This window comes from Variovorax sp. 3319, from assembly GCF_031456585.1.
In the GTDB taxonomy this organism is placed as follows: domain Bacteria; phylum Pseudomonadota; class Gammaproteobacteria; order Burkholderiales; family Burkholderiaceae_C; genus Variovorax; species Variovorax paradoxus_P.
In genome coordinates, this window is sequence record NZ_JAVDUZ010000006.1 from 310,149 (window position 1) to 326,363 (window position 16,215).

Consider the following 16,215-nt stretch of genomic DNA (forward strand, 5'->3'; position numbering starts at 1 on the left):
TTAACGCTGGCTTGCGGCCTCGCGCAGTGCATCGAGAAAGCTGCGCCGCCACCAGTGGATGTCTTGCTCGCGAATGCGCGACAGCAGCTTCTGGTGCCGCTCACGGCGTTCTTCGAGCGGCATCTGGAGCGCCTGCTGCACAGTCTCGGCGGTGCCGTGGGTGTCGTAGGGGTTCACCAGCAGCGCTTCCTTCAACTGCTCGGCCGCACCGGCAAAGCGCGAGAGCACCAGCACGCCGGGGTCGGCCGGGTCTTGCGCCGCAATGTATTCCTTGGCGACCAGGTTCATGCCATCGCGCAGCGGTGTTACCAGGCCCACCGCCGCCGCGCGGCAGAGCCCCGGCACGCGCTTGCGGGCCACCATGCGGTGGATGTACCGCACGGGCATCCAGTCGAGCTCGCCGTAGTCGCCGTTGATGGCGCCGCACAGCGACTCGAGTTCGCGGCGGATGTCGCCATACGCATCGACCGTTTCGCGCGTGGGCGATGCGATCTGGATCAGCGTGGCACTGCGGCGGTTCTCGGGGTAGTTGGCGAGCAGTTCGCGAAAAGCGCGCACGCGTTGCGGAATGCCCTTGGAATAGTCCAGCCGGTCGATGCCCAGCAGAAGGCGGCGCTGCGAATACTCGCGCTTCATGGTCTCGAACATGTCGCGCGATTCCTTGGCATGCGTGAGCGCCGCGAACTCGTCGACGTCGATGCCAATGGGAAACGCGCTGCAGCGCACCGTCTGCCCGTAGGCGCGGTACATGTCGTTGCCCAGGTATTCGCCATGCGCCTCGTTGCGCACGTAGTGCTCGAAGTGCTGCACGTCCTGCTGCGCCTGGAAGCCGATCAGGTCGTACGAGAACAGCGAGCGCATGAGCCACTCATGCTGCGGAACGGCCGCAATGATGATCTGCGGCGGCAGCGGAATGTGCAGGAAGAAGCCGATGCGCTGCTTGCAGCCCATGGCACGCAACTCGGCCGCAAGCGGCATCAGGTGGTAGTCGTGAATCCAGATGATGTCGTCGGGCTTGAGCATCGGCATCAGCTTGCGTGCGAACAGCTGGTTCACGCGCCGGTAGCCGCCGATGAAGCCGGCTTCGAAGTGAGCCAGGTCCAGCCGGTTGTGGAACACCGGCCACAGCACGTCGTTGCTGTAGCCCAGGTAGTAGCTGTCGTGGTCTTCGCGGCTCAGGTCGATGGTGGCAAGGGTGACCTTGCCGGCGTGCTGCATGTGCAGTTCGCCTTCGCCCGTGGGGCCGCCCTCCACGATCTGGCCGCTCCAGCCGAACCAGAGGCCGCCGCTTTGCTGAAGGCTTTCACCGAGTGCAACCGCCAGGCCGCCCGCCGCGGGCTTGCGTGGGTCCGCCACGCGGTTCGAAACAACAATCAGTCGACTCATATGCACGAATCCCAAGGCGCCGACAGCCGCACCGCTGCGTTGATGATGCCGACCATCGAATACGTCTGCGGAAAATTGCCCCACATCTCGCCCGTGACCGGATGCGTGTCTTCCGAAAGCAGGCCGAGCGGATTGCGCGCCGCCAGCATGGTCTCGAAGATCTGGCGGGCCTCGGCCTTGCGCCCGATCTTGGCGAGCGCATCGATGCGCCAGAAGGTGCAGATGTTGAAAGCAGTCTCCGGCTTGCCGAAGTCGTCGGCCGCCTCGTAGCGGCGCATGTAGGGACCGTCGCAAAGCGACTTTTCCATGGCGTCGACGGTCGAGATGAAGCGCGGGTCGCGCGCATCGATCAGCCCTACCTCGACCATCAGCAGAATGCTGGCGTCCAGCTCGTGGCCGCCAAAGCTTTCGGCAAAAGCCTGGCGCTCCTCGCACCACGACTTGGCCAGTATTTCTTCTTTCATGCGCGCGGCATGGCCGTGCCAGTAGGCGGCGCGGTCGGGTAGCTCGAGTGCACGCGCAATCTTGGCCAGCCGGTCGCAGGCGGCCCAACTCATCAGTGCCGAGCTGGTGTGCACGCGGGCGCGAGTGCGCAGTTCCCACATGCCGGCGTCGGGCGTGCCGTAGACGCGAATCGCCTGCTCGCCCACCGCCTCCAGGTGCGGAAACTCGGCCACGCCCGCGCGTGCGAGCAGCCGGTGGTCGTGAAAGGCCTGCGCGGCGCCCAGCACGATGTTGCCGTAGACGTCGTGCTGAAAGTGCTCTTGCGCCTGGTTGCCGACGCGCACCGGGCCCATGCCGCGATAGCCCGGAAGGTTTTCGACCATCGACTCGGGCAGTTCACGCTCCAGCCCGATGCCGTAGAGCGGCTGGATGTGCTCGCCGTGCGACCCGATCACCACGTTGCCGAGCCAGCGCAGGTAGTCTTCCATGGTGCCGACTTCGCTCAGCGAATTGAGCGCCCGCACCACAAAGAAGGCGTCGCGCAGCCAGCAGTAGCGGTAGTCCCAGTTGCGCTGGCTGCCCGGCGCTTCGGGAATGCTCGTGGTCATGGCCGCGACGATGGCGCCGGTGTCCTCGTAGAGCGAGAGCTTGAGCGTGATGGCCGCGCGGATCACCGCGTCCTGGTACTCGAACGGAATGGCCAGGCGCTTGCTCCAGGTGCGCCAGTAGGCAATAGTTTCCTGCTCGAAGCTGCGCGCCGTATCGGCAATGCCGTCGAGCAGCGTTTCATCCACGCCGAACATGAAGTTGTATTCGCGCGAGATCACGAAGGGCTGGCGCGAAAGAATGTGCGAAATGGATGCGTCGGTGTTGAGCCGCAGCGTAACGTCCGGCCCCACATAGCGAATGTGGTTGCTGCCGCGCGTGACTTCCACTGGCGCCGATGCTCCCCACTGAAAGCGCGGATCGAGCGCAATGCGAATGCGCGGCGCACCGGCAATCGGCCGCACGCGGCGCACCATCATCAGGGGCCGAAAGTAGCGCGAGCGGCTGTAGAAGCGCGGCGCAAAGTCGGTGATCTCGATGCCCTGGCCCGCGCTGTCGAACAGCTGCGTGCGCAGCACCGCGGTATTGGGCTCGTACCACTGCTTGCTGGAGGCGAAATCTTCGATCTCGATGGCCCAGGCACCTGCGTCCTCACCCGGGTGCAACAGGGCGTTGAATACCGGGTCGCCGTCGAAGCGCGGCAGGCAGCACCACACAGCGCGCCCCCGTGCGTCGATGAGCGCGCTGTAGGCGCAGTTGCCGATGACGCCCACGTTGAGCGAAGGATCGGCCGGGGGCCCAAAGCCGCGCGGCACCGCCGATGCCGCCGCACGCGGATCGACCGGCGCCTGGTCGTCGGGGCCGGCAGCGCCGGAAAGGGAACTGCCCGCGCGGTCTTCGGGTGCCTTGGACAATTGCAGCTCGCTCATCCGGCGCTCCTCGGGGATTCGTCTTTCTTGTGTTCCGATGCGGCCAGTTGATCGCGCAACTGCACCAGCCATTCATAAACCGCGCGCGACGATTCGAGCCGGTGCAGCGCCAGGCTTGGCCCCGAGCCCACCTTGATGCCGATGCCGCCGCGCGGCTGCACCACCGCAAAGCCGCTTTCGTCGGTGGTGTCGTCACCCGCAAAGACGGGCTTGCGGCCGGCAAACGGGGGCTCGTTCATGAAGGCCTCGATGGCAATGCCCTTGTTGATGCCCGCCGGCTTGACCTCGAACACGAACTTGCCGTGCATCAGCTCAAGCTGCGGACGGCCCGCAATGGCGCGCGTCATCGCGTCGCGGCACACGGCCTCCAACTGCGGCGCGAGCCGGTAGTGCAGGGCGATGGCGGCGTGCTTGCGTTCGACCAGCAGGCCTTCGTGCACGCGCGCCAGTTCATTGGCAATCTCGAGAATCGGCACCAGGTCGGGGGCGTTCTGCTCTTGCATATGGCCCTTGAAGTCGCGCCGCTGCACACCGTGTTCGCCCGCTGCAGGCAGCCGCAGCGGCGCCAGAAAACGGTCGATCGCGTCGATCTGGCGGCCCGACACCACGGCCAGGGCGCCGCCGAGCTGGTCACGCAGGTGCTCGAGCAGTGCCACCAACGCGGGAGGAACTTCGACAGCCTCGGGAGTGGGCGCAAGTGCGACCAGCGTGCCGTCGAAGTCTAGAAAAAGAGCGGTATCTCGCCCCAACGGAGGGGGCAATTCGGAGGGCACTTGGGAGGACATTGGCATCGCCGAAAACCATAACACGGGCATAGCAATTCCCGTGTCGGTCAAAGTCGGACGAATACCGCAGCATGGACGCAGTGCCGCCTGCGGTTGAGCGCAACCGGCGCACCGGCGCACCGGCGCGGGGCGTCAGCGTGGCAGCAATACCGCCACCGCATCGACCCGGGCGCGGTGGATCGCCTCGCCGATCTGCGGGCCCGTGGCGCCCGACTGCTGCGCCGCGCGTGCCACCGCATCGGTTGCCACGCCTGCTGCGGCGCGGTGCACCGCCAACAGCCGCTCGCGCTGCGGATAGGGGTGGTCTTCAAACCCCAGCCGGCCGCGCGAGTCGCACTCGCAAGCCAGCAGTACCTCGGCAAAGCGCGCGGGCTTGCGAAACGCATCGCAGCGTTCGAGCAGGCGCACCAGCCCGGTCGCGTCGAGTTCGCTGCTGCCATGGATGTTGCCGTGCTCGCGCGCCACCACTTCGGCCAGCTCGCGGATGTCGACCGGCACGCGCCAGCGGTCGCAAACGGCGTGCAGCAGTTCGGCGCTGCGCTTTTCGTGGCCGGTGTGGCGCGGCAGGAGGCCCGGTTCGGTCGTGCCTTTGCCAAGGTCATGCATCAGGCAGGCAAAGCGCACCGTCAGCGGCGCCTGCAGCTTGGCGCTGGTGTCGACCACCATCATCAGGTGCACGCCGGTGTCCACTTCGGGATGATGTTCCGCGGATTGCGGCACGCCCCAGAGCCTGTCGACCTCGGGCAGCAGCACGGCCAGCGCGCCGCAGGCCCGCAGCACGTCGAACATGCGCGAGGGGCGCGTTTCCATCAGGCCGCGAGCCAGCTCCTGCCAGACGCGTTCGGCTACCAGCGCATCGGTTTCGCCGGCCTGGACCATCTCGCGCATCAGGGCCATGGTTTCGGGCGCAACCGAAAAATCGTCGAAGCGCGCTGCAAAGCGCGCCACCCGCAGGATGCGTACCGGATCTTCGCGAAAGGCGTCGGTCACGTGCCGCAGGAGCTTTTGCTGCAGATCGCGCCGGCCATTGAACGGGTCCTCCAGCTTGTCGGGCGTGGGCTCGAAGCGGCCCTTCGCGTCCACCAGTTCGGCGGGCATTGCAATGGCGTTGACCGTGAGGTCGCGCCGCGCCAGGTCTTGCTCGAGGGTGACGTCTGGCGACGCATGAACGGTGAAGCCGCGGTAGCCGGGAGCGCTCTTGCGCTCGGTGCGGGCGAGCGCGTATTCCTCGCGGGTCTGCGGATGCAGGAACACCGGAAAGTCGCGGCCCACGGGCAGGTAGCCGCGCGCAGTCATTTCTTCGGGCGTGGCGCCGACCACCAGCCAGTCGTGGTCGGACACCGGCCGTCCGAGCAGCCGGTCGCGCAGCGCCCCGCCGACGAGATAGGTTTTCATGCGCCCAGTGTAGGGATACCCCTCAGAGATAAAAATAGAACGGTCGTTCGATAATTGCCCTGCGAACCGGCATTCGTTCGCCGGTTTGCCTCAAAAGGAGCGGTGCTTGCAGCAGGCCCCCTTCGTTGCGAATTTTTAAACCAAAAGGAGCAATCAACGATGAAGAAAACGATGTTTGCGCTGGCCGCCATGGGCGCGCTGGCGTCCGGCGGTGCGTGGGCGCAAAACGCCGGAGACTGGGTGGTGGGCGCGGGTTGGCTCCATTTTTCGCCGCAGGATTCGAGCAAGCCCCTGACGCTGACGGCGCCTGTGCAGAGCGTGCTGGTCGGTTCGGGCGCAGCGGTCAAGGATTCGGACACCCTGGGTTTGAGTGCGGTGTATTTCATCGACAGCCACTGGGCCGTCGAGGGCGTGTTCGGCGTTCCGCCCAAGTTCAAGCTGGAGGGCACAGGCACCTTGGGCCGCCTGGGCGAACTGGGCGAAGCCCGCCAATGGAGCCCCACCATTCTCGGCAAGTACTACTTCAACGAAGGCAACTCGGCCTGGCGGCCCTTCGTGGGCCTTGGCGCCACGTATGTCTGGTACAGCGACGTCAAGCTGACGCCCGAGCTCCAGGGCGCCCTTGGCAGCCAGTTGCGCCAGCGGCCGCTCTCCACCACGACCACGGCCAAGCTCGACAGCTCGTTCGCGCCCGTGCTCAATGCGGGCGTGGCCTATCAGATCGACAAGCACTGGGGCGTGTCGTTCTCGGTTTCCTATATTCCGCTCAAGACGAAGGCCAAGCTCACGACCTCGACCATCACCGGCGTGCCGGTGGGAATCAGCGAAGCCCGGCTGAAGCTGAACCCGATCGTGACCTACCTGTCGGCCACCTACCGCTTCTGAGCCAAAGACCGGAGCGCGCTTCAGCGGCCCTTGCGGTAGGGCTCTTCGAACTGCAGGAAGTCCTTCTCGGCCAAGGCATCGTCGATCCATGCCTTGATGCCGGGCAGGGCCTGCACGCGCTCGATGTACGCCGAGATTTCCGGCGGCACCGGCAACCCATAGGTCTTGATGCGCGTGCCCACGGGCGCAAAGTAGGCGTCTGCATTGGTGAACTCGCCGAACAGCATGGGGCCGCCATGGGCGGCGAGCAGGTCGGTCCACATCTGCACGATGCGATCGACCTCGGCTTGCAGGCCGGGGTTGTCCTTCAGCAACTGCGCGCCGACGTCGGCCAGCGAGGCTTCGATGTTCATGCCGCAAAGGGTGCGAAGGTTGCCGAAGCCCGAGTGCATTTCGGCGCAGATGCTGCGCGCGCGGGCCCGGTCGGCCGCGGCGCGGGGCCACAGCTGCTTTTCGGGAAAGGTCTCGGCCAGGAATTCGGCAATGGCCAGGGTGTCCCACACCACCAGGTCGCCATCGACCAGCACCGGCACCTTGGCAACGGGATTCAGCGTGCTGATGGTCTTCTTGAACTGGGAATTGGCTTCGAAGGAATCGAAGCGCACCTTAACTTCTTCGAATGGAATGCCGGCCTGCTTCATGAGCACCCAGGGGCGCATGGACCAGGACGAGTAGTTCTTGTTGCCGATGTAGAGCTTGCGCATCGTGTGATCCTGCGGTTCAGGTGAAACGTAAACCTTCAATCCTAGCCCGGCCGTGCTTGCAGATTGATGCCGAAGCGCGCGCCAATTGATGCGCTCGGCGCACCTCGCTCTTCTTTTCTTTTTTTCTTTTCTTCAGCGCTGCGGCGGGTCTTCAGGCGAGGCGATCACGCGGGAGGCTTCGCCGTCCTTGTCTTCACCACGCGGCGGGCCGACCAGGCGCTCGATCAGGTTGACGAGACGCGGCACCAGGGAAAGCACCGCCAGCGCGAGCAGCGCGCTCAGCACTGCGGTCACTTCGCGGCCGAGCCCGCAGGCCATGCCAATGGCGGCCGTCATCCACAGGCCCGCGGCGGTGGTGAGCCCCTGCACCTGGTGCTCGTCCTTGCCCTGCTTGAGGATGGTGCCGGCGCAGAGAAAGCCCACGCCCGCCACCAGGCCCTGAATCACCCGGCTCATGTCGGCCGGAACGATGCCCGTCTGCTGGGGAATGAGCACGAACAGCGCCGATCCGATCGCTACCAGCATGTGGGTGCGCACGCCGGCCGCCTTGCCCTGCTGCTCGCGTTCGAAGCCGAGCATGAAGCCGATGACCGCTGCCAGCATCAGGCGAACCACGATGCGCGTGAGCTGGGCGATGTCGCCCACGTCCGAGAACTCGGCCGCAACGGTGTCGAGTACCTGGCCGCCCCAACTCATCTCAGGGAAGGTCCTTGTTGGGCTCGGGCTCGGAAGCGTCGCGCGGGCCCACACGGCCGAGGCGTTCTTTCAGCGACTGAGGGCGACCGGTGATCAGCGCGGCGTAGTTGGTGGTGTTGGCCAGCACCTTCTTCACGTAGTCGCGCGTCTCGTTGAAGGGCACGTTCTCGGCCCAGATTGCGGCTTCCATCACCGGGCCGTTGCGCCAGTTGCGCGGCCGGCCGGGGCCGGCGTTGTAGGCCGCGGCGGCCAGGGCCATGGAGCCGTCGAAGTCGTCGAGCGCCAGCTTCAGGTAGTTGGTGCCGATGGTGATGTTGGTTTCGCGGTCGGTGATCTGCCCCGGCGTGAAGTCGTTCATGCCGATCTTGCGGGCGGTCCACCGGGCCGTGGCGGGCATGACCTGCATGAGGCCCGAGGCACCCACGCCCGAGCGCGCGTCCATGATGAAGCGGCTCTCCTGGCGGATCAGCCCATAGACGTAGGCCGGGTCGAGCCCGATGTCCTGGCTCTTGCGCAGCACCGTGTCGTGAAAAGGCATGGGAAAGCGCTGCTCCGCGTCGATCACGCCCTTGGTGCGCTCGCTGGTGTTGATGCAGCGGTCCCACACCTCGCGCTGGCAGGCGAGGTCGGCTGCGGCCAGCAGCGCGCGGTCGTCCATGCCGCCCTTGTCGTGCAGGTTGGTGGCGTAGTTCCATTCGCGCGTGCCCTCGGGGCGCAGGCCGATGCCGATGGCGTAGAGCGCGCGGCTGAGTGCGGGGTTGCTGCGCGCAGCGTTTTTCTCTTCAGGCGTGAGGGGGGCAGGGCGAGTTGGCGTGACGGTGCGCTGGCCGAGCTCTTCGAGCGCCAGCATTTCATAGAAGCCGCGCGTACCGGCAATGCTCTGGTAAAGGTCCCGTGCCTGCGCGCGGCGCTCGTCGCCGCCCGCGGCGCCGAGTGCGCGTGCTTTCCAGTAGACCCAGGTCGGGTCGAGCTGGGCGGTTTCGCTCATGGCGTTGATGGCGGGCAACACCTCTTTCCACTGGCCGTTGCGCAGCGCGGCGCGCACGCGCCAGCCGAGCATGTCGTCGGACAGGTCGCTGTTCTTGGTGACGTTGCCGAAGTAGCTGCCGGCCATGGGCGACAGCTTGCTTGCCGATTGGCGGCCGATGGTGCCCCAGAGCCAGTTGCGCTCTTCGGCAGAAAGCATGGGCCCCCATTTGCTGTCGAGCTGCGTCGCGGCCTGTTCCGGGTCGGCCATTGCAATCTTGATGAGCGCAAGCACCACCAGCTCCTTGCGCGACTTGGCCGCCACGAAGGCTCGGCCGGTCAGGAACTTGGGTGCGCTGGCGTTGAGCTCTTCGAAGAGCGGCAGCGCATCGGGCGCAGCGATGGTCACGGCGCCGCGTGCGGCTTGCGGGCGATTGGCCTCCATGGCCAAGCGGGCTTTCTTCCAGACATCGTTGGTCGAGATCAGGCGTGCGGCAACCATGCGGTCGGCGGCGGTAAGGCAGCCGTCGTCCGCCTCTTTCTGGCTGAACCAGTTGCGGCGCACTTCGTCGGCCTGGGCCTGGGTGGCGTTGCCGGAGCGCAGGGCTTCTACCAGCACTGCATAGCAGCGCACCTGCGCGTCGTCGCCCATGCGAAAGCCGGCGATGGCGGCGGAAAAGCCGTCCCAGTCGCGGCGCTGGCCCAGCAGCAGCAGCCAGTCGTTGCGCAGGCGGTCTTCCTGGTAGGTGCCGGGGTAGCGAGCGAAGAAGTCTTGCACCTCGTTCGGCGTGGCCTCTTGCAGGCGGGCCTTGAGTTCCCAGTACGCGGCCCAGGGTTCGAGCGCATGGCCGCGCGCCTGGGGCAGCAGGGCGGCAAGGCGGGCCTTGTCTCCGCGCTGGAAAGCCTGCTTCATCTGGATGAGCACGTCGTCATTGCCGTTGTTCTGTGCGGCGGCGGGCTGCTGCGAAAGCAGTGCGGCGGCTGCCAGGACGGCGGAAAAAACGAGTGCGGGTATTGCGCCGCGCGGGCGATGGCGCATGGATGCCAAAATGCTTGGGAACTGCATCGGGGGATTATGGACAAGTCAAAGGATGCCGACACCTCGGCGACCGTGAGTTTTCTCAAGGATCAGCTGCGAAAAGCGCTGATCGAGCAGCGCCTGGCCATGCCCGACAGGCTTGCCAGGGCCGACCTGCTGCAGCGGGTCATGCGAATCTGGCTGGTCGGCCGGCCCGACACCGTGATTGGCGCCTACTGGCCCATCAAGGGCGAGTTCGATCCGCTGCCCGCACTGCACCGCTGGAAGGAAGACGGCGAGCTCATCGACGAGCCGCAGCGCCGCCGCATCGGGCTGCCGGTGATGAACAAGGTGCACAAGACGCTGACCTTTCACGCCTGGTACCCCGGCTGCCAGATGGAAGAAGACGCCTACGGCATTCCCAAGCCCAAGGACACCGAGCTCATCGTGCCCACGCTGCTGTTCGTGCCCTGCGTGGGCTACAGCGCCGGCGGCTACCGCCTGGGCTACGGCGGCGGCTTTTACGACCGCACGCTGGCCGCGCTGGAGCCGCGCCCCTTCACGGTGGGGCTGGGCTTTACCAACGGCTTTCTCGACGAATACGAGCCCGAGGCGCACGACCTGCCGCTGGACGCGATCCTCAACGACAACGGCGTGGTCTGGCCAACCTCCTGAGCCTTGCGGTGCGCCGCTCGTCTCTGGCTTAGTCGATGTTGTCGACCGTGTCCGGGTCGGGCACCTCGCCGATGGTCTCGCGCGTGGTGATGGCCTGGGCCTGCAGCCAATCCCAGAAGGCCCTGATTTCCGGCCGCAGCGCATTGCGCGGCCCCGCGATGAGCCAGTAGCCCATCGGCGAATCCATGCGGTGCTGCGGCAGCACCTCGACCAGGTCGCCGTTGGCCAGGCTTTCGGCAATGAGCGAACTGCGCGCAAGCGTTACGCCCTGTCCGGTAAGGGCGGCTTGCACCATCTGGTAGGCATAGTTGAAGTAGAGCCAGCGCTTGGGCTGCGCCCTTTCCAGGCCGTTCACCTCGAACCAGCGCCGCCACGTCAGCCATTCGAGGTGCGTGCGGTGCGCATCGCCGGCCTCGATCAGCGTAAAGCCCGCAATGTCGGCCGGCGTCTTGATGGGCGGGCTGCTCTTCAATAGCCAGGGGCTCGCCACGGGCGTAAGGGTTTCGCCAAAAAGGCGCACCGCCGTGGCCGGCATGGCTTCGCGCGGGCCATACCGCAGGGCAATGTCCACGTCGGCCACTTCCAGGTCGACCGCCACGTCGCTGGCGTCGATGCGGATGTCGATCTCGGGGTTGTCGCGCTGAAAAGCCTCCAGCCGCGGAATGAGCCACATCGATGCAAAAGATGCAAAAGTGGTGAGCGACACGCTCTTGCGCCCCGCGCTCTGGCGGATCTGGCGCACGGCCGTATCGATGCGCGGAAGCGATTGCTGCACCGCCAGCAACAGCTGCGCCCCGGCGCTCGTGAGCTCTACAGCGCGCGTATGGCGCAGGAACAGCGCCACGCCCACTTCTTCTTCCAGCGACTGGATCTGGCGGCTGACCGCCGACTGGGTGAGCGCCATTTCTTCTGCGGCGGCCCGAAAGTTCAGGTGCCGCGCCACGGCTTCGAAGGCGCGCAGGTGCCCGGCAGAAATGGGGCGGGAGCGCAGATGGGTTTGGGAGTGCTGCATGGACAGGGGCGTGGAGGGCATCGGGCCATTGATGCGGATTCGGAATCAGTAGGCTACTTCGTTTTCATTGGACTGCCAACAGGCCCCGAACGATCATTCATTCCCGAACTGCGCCATTGCCTCCGTCCTGTCATCGCACTTCGGCAAAGTCCAAGGAGTTTCATCATGTCCACAGCCGTCTGCACCAACCAATCGCTCGCTTCCCTGTCGCCCGCCGCGCGCACCGCTTCTGCCGTTCCGCCGGCCGTGCGCCGTGGTGCCTGGCAAATTGCCCCAGGCGAGGCGATGAGCCTGAAGGCGCGTTCGTCCAGCGTGCTGCGGGTAAAGCAGGGCCGGGTGTGGATCACGCCCGACGCCACGGCGGCCAATCCCAGCGAGGACCTGGTGCTGGCACCCGGCGAATCCCTGAACGTGGCTGCCGGCCAGCGCATCGTCATGGAAGCGTGGGATGGCTATGGTGCCACCTACTCGTGGGATCCGGCCGCCTGAGCCGGCCAGCTCCCACGGACGGAAAGGCGGCTTCGGCCGCCTTTTTCGTTTTCAGCCGTTGATGTCGAAGCTGGGCCGCAGCGCCAGGAAATGCTGGAGCGCGGCCTCGCCCTCCAGTGCATGCACCCCGGCCATGAGGTGGGGGCCCTCGCTTTCGGCCAGGCCCAGGCCAAAGCCCGTGTAGCGGCGGGCGGTCAAGGCGCCCTGGTAAACCACCCGCACATCGGTATGCCTCGTGTCCTGGTCGATGCGCTGCATCAGCGCCTTCACAGCCTCTGGCGGGCCTTCGAGGTGCTGGCAGAAGCGCATGCCGTCAAAAACGAGAAGACCGGTGATCTCGTGTTGCGCATTGCGCGCACGCGCCTGGGTCACTATGGCGCCGACCGTAGCGGGCGGCATGTCTTGCGTGAGCACGCTGCAATAAAAAATCTCGAAAAGCGGCTTTACTTCTGTCATGCGAACGGGTGCGGAAAACGTGCGAAGTGTATGGACCCCGGGCACACGCCGAAATGTAAAAAGACACAGGTAAAAAGCCTATAGTGGCGCGTGAAATTCGAGGACCATTTACCTCCCGCGTCGCCGCCCCAGGGGGCCAATCCCTGCGACGACTGTGCGTTGCGCAAGCTCGAAGCCTTCTTGCCTGCGTCTACTGAAGAGCTCAAGACCATCGAGTCGTTCCGGGTGGGCTCTCGCCGCGTGCCGGCCGGCGGCGCCATCGTCGAAGAGCATCGGCCGAGCGCCCAGCTGTTCACTCTTTATTCGGGTTGGGCGTTTCGCTTCAAGACGCTGAGTGACGGGCGGCGGCAGATATTGAGCTTTCTGCTGCCCGGCGATTTCATCGGCCTGCAGGACGAGTTTGCCGACGGCCAGACGCATGGCGTGGAGGCCGTGACCGACGCCACCCTTTGCGCGTTCTCGCGCGAGCGGCTCTGGGAGCTGTTCCATGCCCAGCCCAAGCTCGGCTACGACATCACGTGGCTGGCCGCGCGCGAGGAAAAAATCGTCGACGACAACCTGGTGACCGCCGGCCGCCGCAATGCGAGCGAGCGCGTGGCCATGCTGCTCATGCACCTGTACCGCCGTGCCGAGCGCGTTGGCATGGTGCGCGACGGCTGGGTCGAGTTTCCGTTCAACCAGCAACACCTGGCCGATGCGCTCGGGCTCTCGCTGGTGCACACCAACAAGACGCTGCGCAAGCTGCAGGGGCTGGGGCTCTACAAGCTCGATGCGGGCTGGCTGCGCATTCTCGAGCCGCATGCGCTCGAAACGCTGGGCGACTACTTCGAGCGCCCGATGCGGCCCACGCCCCTTATCTGACCGTGCTGCGCCTCGCGGCGCTGCATGCTCAGGGCGCGGCCGACAGTTGCCGAAGATCGTCCTGGTAGGCCAGCAGCCGCCGCACGGCCTGCTCGCGCTGGCTGGCGCTGGTGGCGTTGTGCAGTGCTGCCAGATTGCGGCAGCCTTCCTGCAGCAGTGCCTGTTGATGATCGCGCCACGGTCCAGGCGGCGGATCGGCAACGCGCATCACATAGGCGTGGATGGCCGCGCGCGCCTCGGGTGCCGGCGGCTTGGCCGTGTTGAAGCCGCGCAGCAGCACCAGCGCCTCTTGCTGCCGCTGGCGGCGCTCGGCGGCGGCCATGCGCGGATCGAACACCGATTGCGCCACCTGGCGCCGGATCAGCTCGCGCTGCTCCGGGCTCAGCCGGCCATAGAAATCTTCCAGGCGCTCGAGAAACTTTTCGTAGCGCTTCTCTTGCACTTTCGCGGGGCTGCGGTCGAGCCACTCCTTGCGGTATTCGGCGTTGTTCTTTGCGTACTTGCGCTCCAGCTGCTGCAACTGCGCCTCGGACAGGCTCAGCGCCAGTTCGGTGCCGGCGGGTTCCGCGTGCTCGGCCACCGCCAGCAGGCGTTCGCGGATCTGGTCCGCCATGCGGCATGCCTCGGCCGCGGTCACGTCGCGCGGCGCCAGGGCCTGCGCCTCTTGCAGCAGGCCAAGCACCCGGGGCAGTTCGTTCTGCCGGTGCCAACTCAGCAGTTGCGCCAGACCGTCGCGCACCTTGGGCGTTTGCGAACCGTCGAAGTCGACGTAGGCGTCGAGCCACCAGTAGCTCAGCTCGGGCAGGTTGTTGTAGGCCAGCTTGATCGTGCTGCACGCGCCGAGCGCGGCGGCCACGAGCAGCACGCCGATAATTCGCGCCAACTTGGCGCAACGCATTCGGGTAGAAAGAAGCATGAATCAGATTCCGCAAGACAACCAGGGCCCGGTCGACGTGGTCATCATGGCGGCCGGCAAAGGCACGCGCATGAAAAGCAGGCTGCCCAAAGTGTTGCATCGTTTGGCAGGGCGTGCACTGCTCGCCCATGTGACCGGCACTGCGGCGCGCATTGGCGCCCGCCATGTGGTGGTGGTTACCGGCCACGGCGCGGCCGAGGTCGAGGCCGCCATGACTTCCGCCAGCACGGCCGGCACCGGCCTGCAGTTTGCGCGGCAAGAGCCGCAGCTGGGCACCGGCCATGCCGTGCAGCAGGCGGTTCCGCTGCTGCCCGACGATGGCACCGTGCTTGTGCTGTCGGGTGACGTGCCGCTCATTGCCGAGCAAACACTGCGCGCGCTGATTGCCGCAAGCGCCGGCCAGCGGCTTGCACTGCTGACCATCGAGTTCGACAACCCGACGGGCTACGGCCGCATCGTCCGCGCGGAAGGCCAGGAAGGTGAGGTCACCGCCATCGTCGAAGAAAAGGACGCCACCGAGGCGCAGCGCCAGATCCGGGAGATCTACAGCGGCATGATGGCCGTGCCCGCGGCCCTGCTCAAGGGCTGGCTGGCCCGGCTGGACAACCGAAACGCGCAGGGCGAGTACTACCTGACCGACATCGTCAAGCTGGCCGCCGCCGATGGCGTGCCGGTGGTTGCGCATGTCACGACCGATGCGCTCCAGGTGGCCGGCATCAACAGCCCCACGCAGTTGGCGGCGCTGGAGCGTGCGTGGCAGCTGCGGCAGGCCGAAGCGCTCATGACGCAAGGCGTGCGGCTTGCCGACCCGGCCCGGTTCGACCTGCGCGGCACGCTGTCTTGCGAGGCCGATGTCGAGATCGACGTCAACTGCGTGTTCGAAGGCTCGGTGTTCCTGGGCGAGGGCGCGCGCATCGGCGCCAACTGCGTCATTGCCAATGCGCGCATCGAGGCGGGCGCGGTGATCCATCCCTTTACCCACATCGAAGGCGAAAAGGCGGGCGTGACGGTTGGCGAAAGGTCGCTCATCGGCCCCTTTGCCCGGCTGCGGCCCGGCGCGCAACTGGGTGCCGAAGTGCACATCGGCAACTTCGTCGAGGTCAAGAACTCGACCCTGGCCGAGGGCGCCAAGGCCAATCACCTGGCCTATCTTGGCGACGCCACCGTGGGCCAGCGCGTCAACTACGGCGCAGGCAGCATTACCGCCAACTACGACGGCGCCAACAAGCACCGCACCGTCATCGAGGACGACGTTCATGTGGGCAGCAACTGCGTGCTGGTGGCGCCCATCACCATTGGGGCGGGCGGCACCATCGGGGGCGGCTCGACCGTGAACAAGTCGACCGAGCCCGGCGCACTTACCGTGGCGCGGAGCAAGCCGGTGAGCTTTCCCAACTGGAAGCGCCCGCAGAAGAAGCCCAAGGCCTGAACAGGCGCGGCTTTATTCCAGCGGCAACCGGGGCTCGAACTTCGCGCGCTTCAGGCTGAAAAAAGCCTTGACGTTGCGCACGTTCGCGTCGGCGTTGAATAGCCGCTGGGCGAGGGCGCCGTAGCCCGGCATGTCGCGGGTGGCCACCACCAGCACAAAGTCGGGGCCCGGCGAAACGCGCCAGCATTGCTGCACGGCGTCGTCTGCAATCACGCGCGCCTCGAAGGCATCGAGCGCCGCCGCGTCTTGCCTGTCCAGCGAAATTTCGACCACCGCCTGCAGGCCGTGGCCGAGCGCGGTTGCCAGGCGGTCTGGCGAGAGCAGCGCGACTTGCCGCTCGATGAGCCCCTCTTGCCGCAGGCGTTGAACCCGCCGCAGGCAGGTAGGCGGCGAAATGCCTGCGTCTTCGGCCAGCCGCTGGTTTGTCTGCGAGGCGTCGCGCTGGAGCGCATCGAGCAAGCGGAGGTCTATTGCATCCAGCGAGATTGATTCCATATATTGGTGAATTATGGAAGAAAAATCCAAGTCACCGGTGCGGTGAAATTAATTCTCAAAATAGAGCGTCATTTTGAACGCATATTTTTCGATCTGATCTCTAACATCAGGTCTCCTCTTCATTCAAA

General features: G+C 65.9%; 16 protein-coding genes. 5 read left to right on the forward strand and 11 right to left on the reverse strand.

Annotated elements, in window-relative coordinates; genetic code table 11:
* From otsA to J2X67_RS14810, 4 genes are all read right to left on the reverse strand, one after another.
* On the reverse strand, positions 1-1,386 hold the full coding sequence (gene otsA / locus J2X67_RS14795) for an alpha,alpha-trehalose-phosphate synthase (UDP-forming) (RefSeq protein WP_309954038.1): 1,386 nt from the start codon (positions 1,384-1,386) through the stop codon (positions 1-3).
* Entirely contained in the window at positions 1,383-3,305 is a 1,923-nt protein-coding gene (locus J2X67_RS14800; protein WP_309954039.1) for a glycoside hydrolase family 15 protein, read from the reverse strand. The genes otsA and J2X67_RS14800 overlap by 4 nt, the downstream gene beginning before the upstream one ends.
* A complete protein-coding gene (otsB, locus tag J2X67_RS14805; protein ID WP_409050498.1) occupies positions 3,302-4,096 on the reverse strand; it encodes a trehalose-phosphatase in 795 nt (264 codons plus the stop codon). Before otsB ends, J2X67_RS14800 begins: the two co-directional genes overlap by 4 nt.
* A 126-nt stretch (positions 4,097-4,222) precedes the next feature.
* On the reverse strand, positions 4,223-5,485 hold the full coding sequence (locus J2X67_RS14810) for a multifunctional CCA addition/repair protein (protein ID WP_309954041.1): 1,263 nt from the start codon (positions 5,483-5,485) through the stop codon (positions 4,223-4,225).
* A 159-nt stretch (positions 5,486-5,644) separates the two neighbouring features.
* On the opposite strand from J2X67_RS14810, the gene J2X67_RS14815 reads away from it, so the two are divergent.
* Entirely contained in the window at positions 5,645-6,370 is a 726-nt protein-coding gene (locus tag J2X67_RS14815) for an OmpW family outer membrane protein (protein WP_309954042.1), read from the forward strand.
* Positions 6,371-6,390: 20 nt separating this feature from the next.
* Here the strand turns inward: J2X67_RS14815 and J2X67_RS14820 are convergent, their stop codons facing one another.
* The 3 genes from J2X67_RS14820 to J2X67_RS14830 form a co-directional block, all read right to left on the reverse strand.
* Positions 6,391-7,074, reverse strand: coding sequence for a glutathione S-transferase family protein (locus J2X67_RS14820; protein WP_309954043.1), 684 nt, complete (start codon positions 7,072-7,074; stop codon positions 6,391-6,393).
* Positions 7,075-7,206: 132 nt separating this feature from the next.
* Complete coding sequence (locus J2X67_RS14825; protein ID WP_309954044.1) at positions 7,207-7,770, reverse strand: MgtC/SapB family protein; 564 nt, start codon at positions 7,768-7,770, stop codon at positions 7,207-7,209.
* A gap of 1 nt (position 7,771) precedes the next feature.
* On the reverse strand, positions 7,772-9,775 hold the full coding sequence (locus tag J2X67_RS14830) for a transglycosylase SLT domain-containing protein (RefSeq protein WP_309954045.1): 2,004 nt from the start codon (positions 9,773-9,775) through the stop codon (positions 7,772-7,774).
* A 36-nt stretch (positions 9,776-9,811) separates the two neighbouring features.
* Here J2X67_RS14830 and J2X67_RS14835 point away from each other — a divergent pair, with 36 nt between their 5' ends.
* On the forward strand, positions 9,812-10,429 hold the full coding sequence (locus J2X67_RS14835) for a 5-formyltetrahydrofolate cyclo-ligase (protein WP_258504104.1): 618 nt from the start codon (positions 9,812-9,814) through the stop codon (positions 10,427-10,429).
* Between the two features lie 28 nt (positions 10,430-10,457).
* Here the strand turns inward: J2X67_RS14835 and J2X67_RS14840 are convergent, their stop codons facing one another.
* The gene (locus J2X67_RS14840) at positions 10,458-11,441 is read right to left on the reverse strand and encodes a LysR substrate-binding domain-containing protein (protein ID WP_157612102.1); all 984 of its coding nucleotides are present in this window, start codon (positions 11,439-11,441) and stop codon (positions 10,458-10,460) included.
* Positions 11,442-11,606: 165 nt separating this feature from the next.
* Between J2X67_RS14840 and J2X67_RS14845 the strand changes: the two genes are divergently transcribed.
* Positions 11,607-11,930 carry a DUF2917 domain-containing protein gene (locus J2X67_RS14845; RefSeq protein ID WP_281147614.1) on the forward strand — a complete coding sequence of 108 codons (324 nt, stop codon included), beginning with the start codon at positions 11,607-11,609 and terminating at the stop codon, positions 11,928-11,930.
* A 51-nt stretch (positions 11,931-11,981) separates the two neighbouring features.
* Here J2X67_RS14845 and J2X67_RS14850 read toward each other — a convergent pair whose 3' ends face one another.
* Positions 11,982-12,386: a BLUF domain-containing protein gene (locus tag J2X67_RS14850; RefSeq protein ID WP_309954046.1), complete on the reverse strand. Its 405-nt coding sequence runs from the start codon at positions 12,384-12,386 to the stop codon at positions 11,982-11,984.
* Positions 12,387-12,545: 159 nt separating this feature from the next.
* Between J2X67_RS14850 and J2X67_RS14855 the strand changes: the two genes are divergently transcribed.
* The gene (locus J2X67_RS14855; protein ID WP_409050499.1) at positions 12,546-13,247 is read left to right on the forward strand and encodes a Crp/Fnr family transcriptional regulator; all 702 of its coding nucleotides are present in this window, start codon (positions 12,546-12,548) and stop codon (positions 13,245-13,247) included.
* Between the two features lie 28 nt (positions 13,248-13,275).
* Here the strand turns inward: J2X67_RS14855 and J2X67_RS14860 are convergent, their stop codons facing one another.
* Positions 13,276-14,163 carry a DUF6279 family lipoprotein gene (locus J2X67_RS14860; RefSeq protein ID WP_309954048.1) on the reverse strand — a complete coding sequence of 296 codons (888 nt, stop codon included), beginning with the start codon at positions 14,161-14,163 and terminating at the stop codon, positions 13,276-13,278.
* On the opposite strand from J2X67_RS14860, the gene glmU reads away from it, so the two are divergent.
* A complete protein-coding gene (gene glmU / locus J2X67_RS14865; RefSeq protein WP_309954049.1) occupies positions 14,162-15,592 on the forward strand; it encodes a bifunctional UDP-N-acetylglucosamine diphosphorylase/glucosamine-1-phosphate N-acetyltransferase GlmU in 1,431 nt (476 codons plus the stop codon). The two genes, J2X67_RS14860 and glmU, sit on opposite strands and share 2 nt — an antisense overlap.
* Before the next feature lie 12 nt (positions 15,593-15,604).
* Here glmU and J2X67_RS14870 read toward each other — a convergent pair whose 3' ends face one another.
* Positions 15,605-16,087, reverse strand: a complete 483-nt coding sequence (locus J2X67_RS14870; RefSeq protein ID WP_309954050.1) for an Lrp/AsnC family transcriptional regulator — start codon at positions 16,085-16,087, stop codon at positions 15,605-15,607.
* Positions 16,088-16,215 lie beyond the last annotated feature (128 nt).

What these genes read in the sequence shown, in the direction of transcription:
- J2X67_RS14800 (WP_309954039.1), bottom strand. Translation starts at nt 3,305, where the DNA reads ATGAGCGAGCTGCAATTGTCCAAGGCACCCGAAGACCGCGCGGGCAGT.
- J2X67_RS14825 (WP_309954044.1), bottom strand. Translation starts at nt 7,770, where the DNA reads ATGAGTTGGGGCGGCCAGGTACTCGACACCGTTGCGGCCGAGTTCTCG.
- J2X67_RS14840 (WP_157612102.1), bottom strand. Translation starts at nt 11,441, where the DNA reads ATGCAGCACTCCCAAACCCATCTGCGCTCCCGCCCCATTTCTGCCGGG.
- J2X67_RS14870 (WP_309954050.1), bottom strand. Translation starts at nt 16,087, where the DNA reads ATGGAATCAATCTCGCTGGATGCAATAGACCTCCGCTTGCTCGATGCG.
- J2X67_RS14845 (WP_281147614.1), top strand. Translation starts at nt 11,607, where the DNA reads ATGTCCACAGCCGTCTGCACCAACCAATCGCTCGCTTCCCTGTCGCCC.
- J2X67_RS14850 (WP_309954046.1), bottom strand. Translation starts at nt 12,386, where the DNA reads ATGACAGAAGTAAAGCCGCTTTTCGAGATTTTTTATTGCAGCGTGCTC.
- J2X67_RS14820 (WP_309954043.1), bottom strand. Translation starts at nt 7,074, where the DNA reads ATGCGCAAGCTCTACATCGGCAACAAGAACTACTCGTCCTGGTCCATG.
- J2X67_RS14810 (WP_309954041.1), bottom strand. Translation starts at nt 5,485, where the DNA reads ATGAAAACCTATCTCGTCGGCGGGGCGCTGCGCGACCGGCTGCTCGGA.
- J2X67_RS14830 (WP_309954045.1), bottom strand. Translation starts at nt 9,775, where the DNA reads ATGCGCCATCGCCCGCGCGGCGCAATACCCGCACTCGTTTTTTCCGCC.
- otsA (WP_309954038.1), bottom strand. Translation starts at nt 1,386, where the DNA reads ATGAGTCGACTGATTGTTGTTTCGAACCGCGTGGCGGACCCACGCAAG.
- otsB (WP_409050498.1), bottom strand. Translation starts at nt 4,096, where the DNA reads ATGCCAATGTCCTCCCAAGTGCCCTCCGAATTGCCCCCTCCGTTGGGG.
- glmU (WP_309954049.1), top strand. Translation starts at nt 14,162, where the DNA reads ATGAATCAGATTCCGCAAGACAACCAGGGCCCGGTCGACGTGGTCATC.
- J2X67_RS14860 (WP_309954048.1), bottom strand. Translation starts at nt 14,163, where the DNA reads ATGCTTCTTTCTACCCGAATGCGTTGCGCCAAGTTGGCGCGAATTATC.
- J2X67_RS14815 (WP_309954042.1), top strand. Translation starts at nt 5,645, where the DNA reads ATGAAGAAAACGATGTTTGCGCTGGCCGCCATGGGCGCGCTGGCGTCC.
- J2X67_RS14835 (WP_258504104.1), top strand. Translation starts at nt 9,812, where the DNA reads ATGGACAAGTCAAAGGATGCCGACACCTCGGCGACCGTGAGTTTTCTC.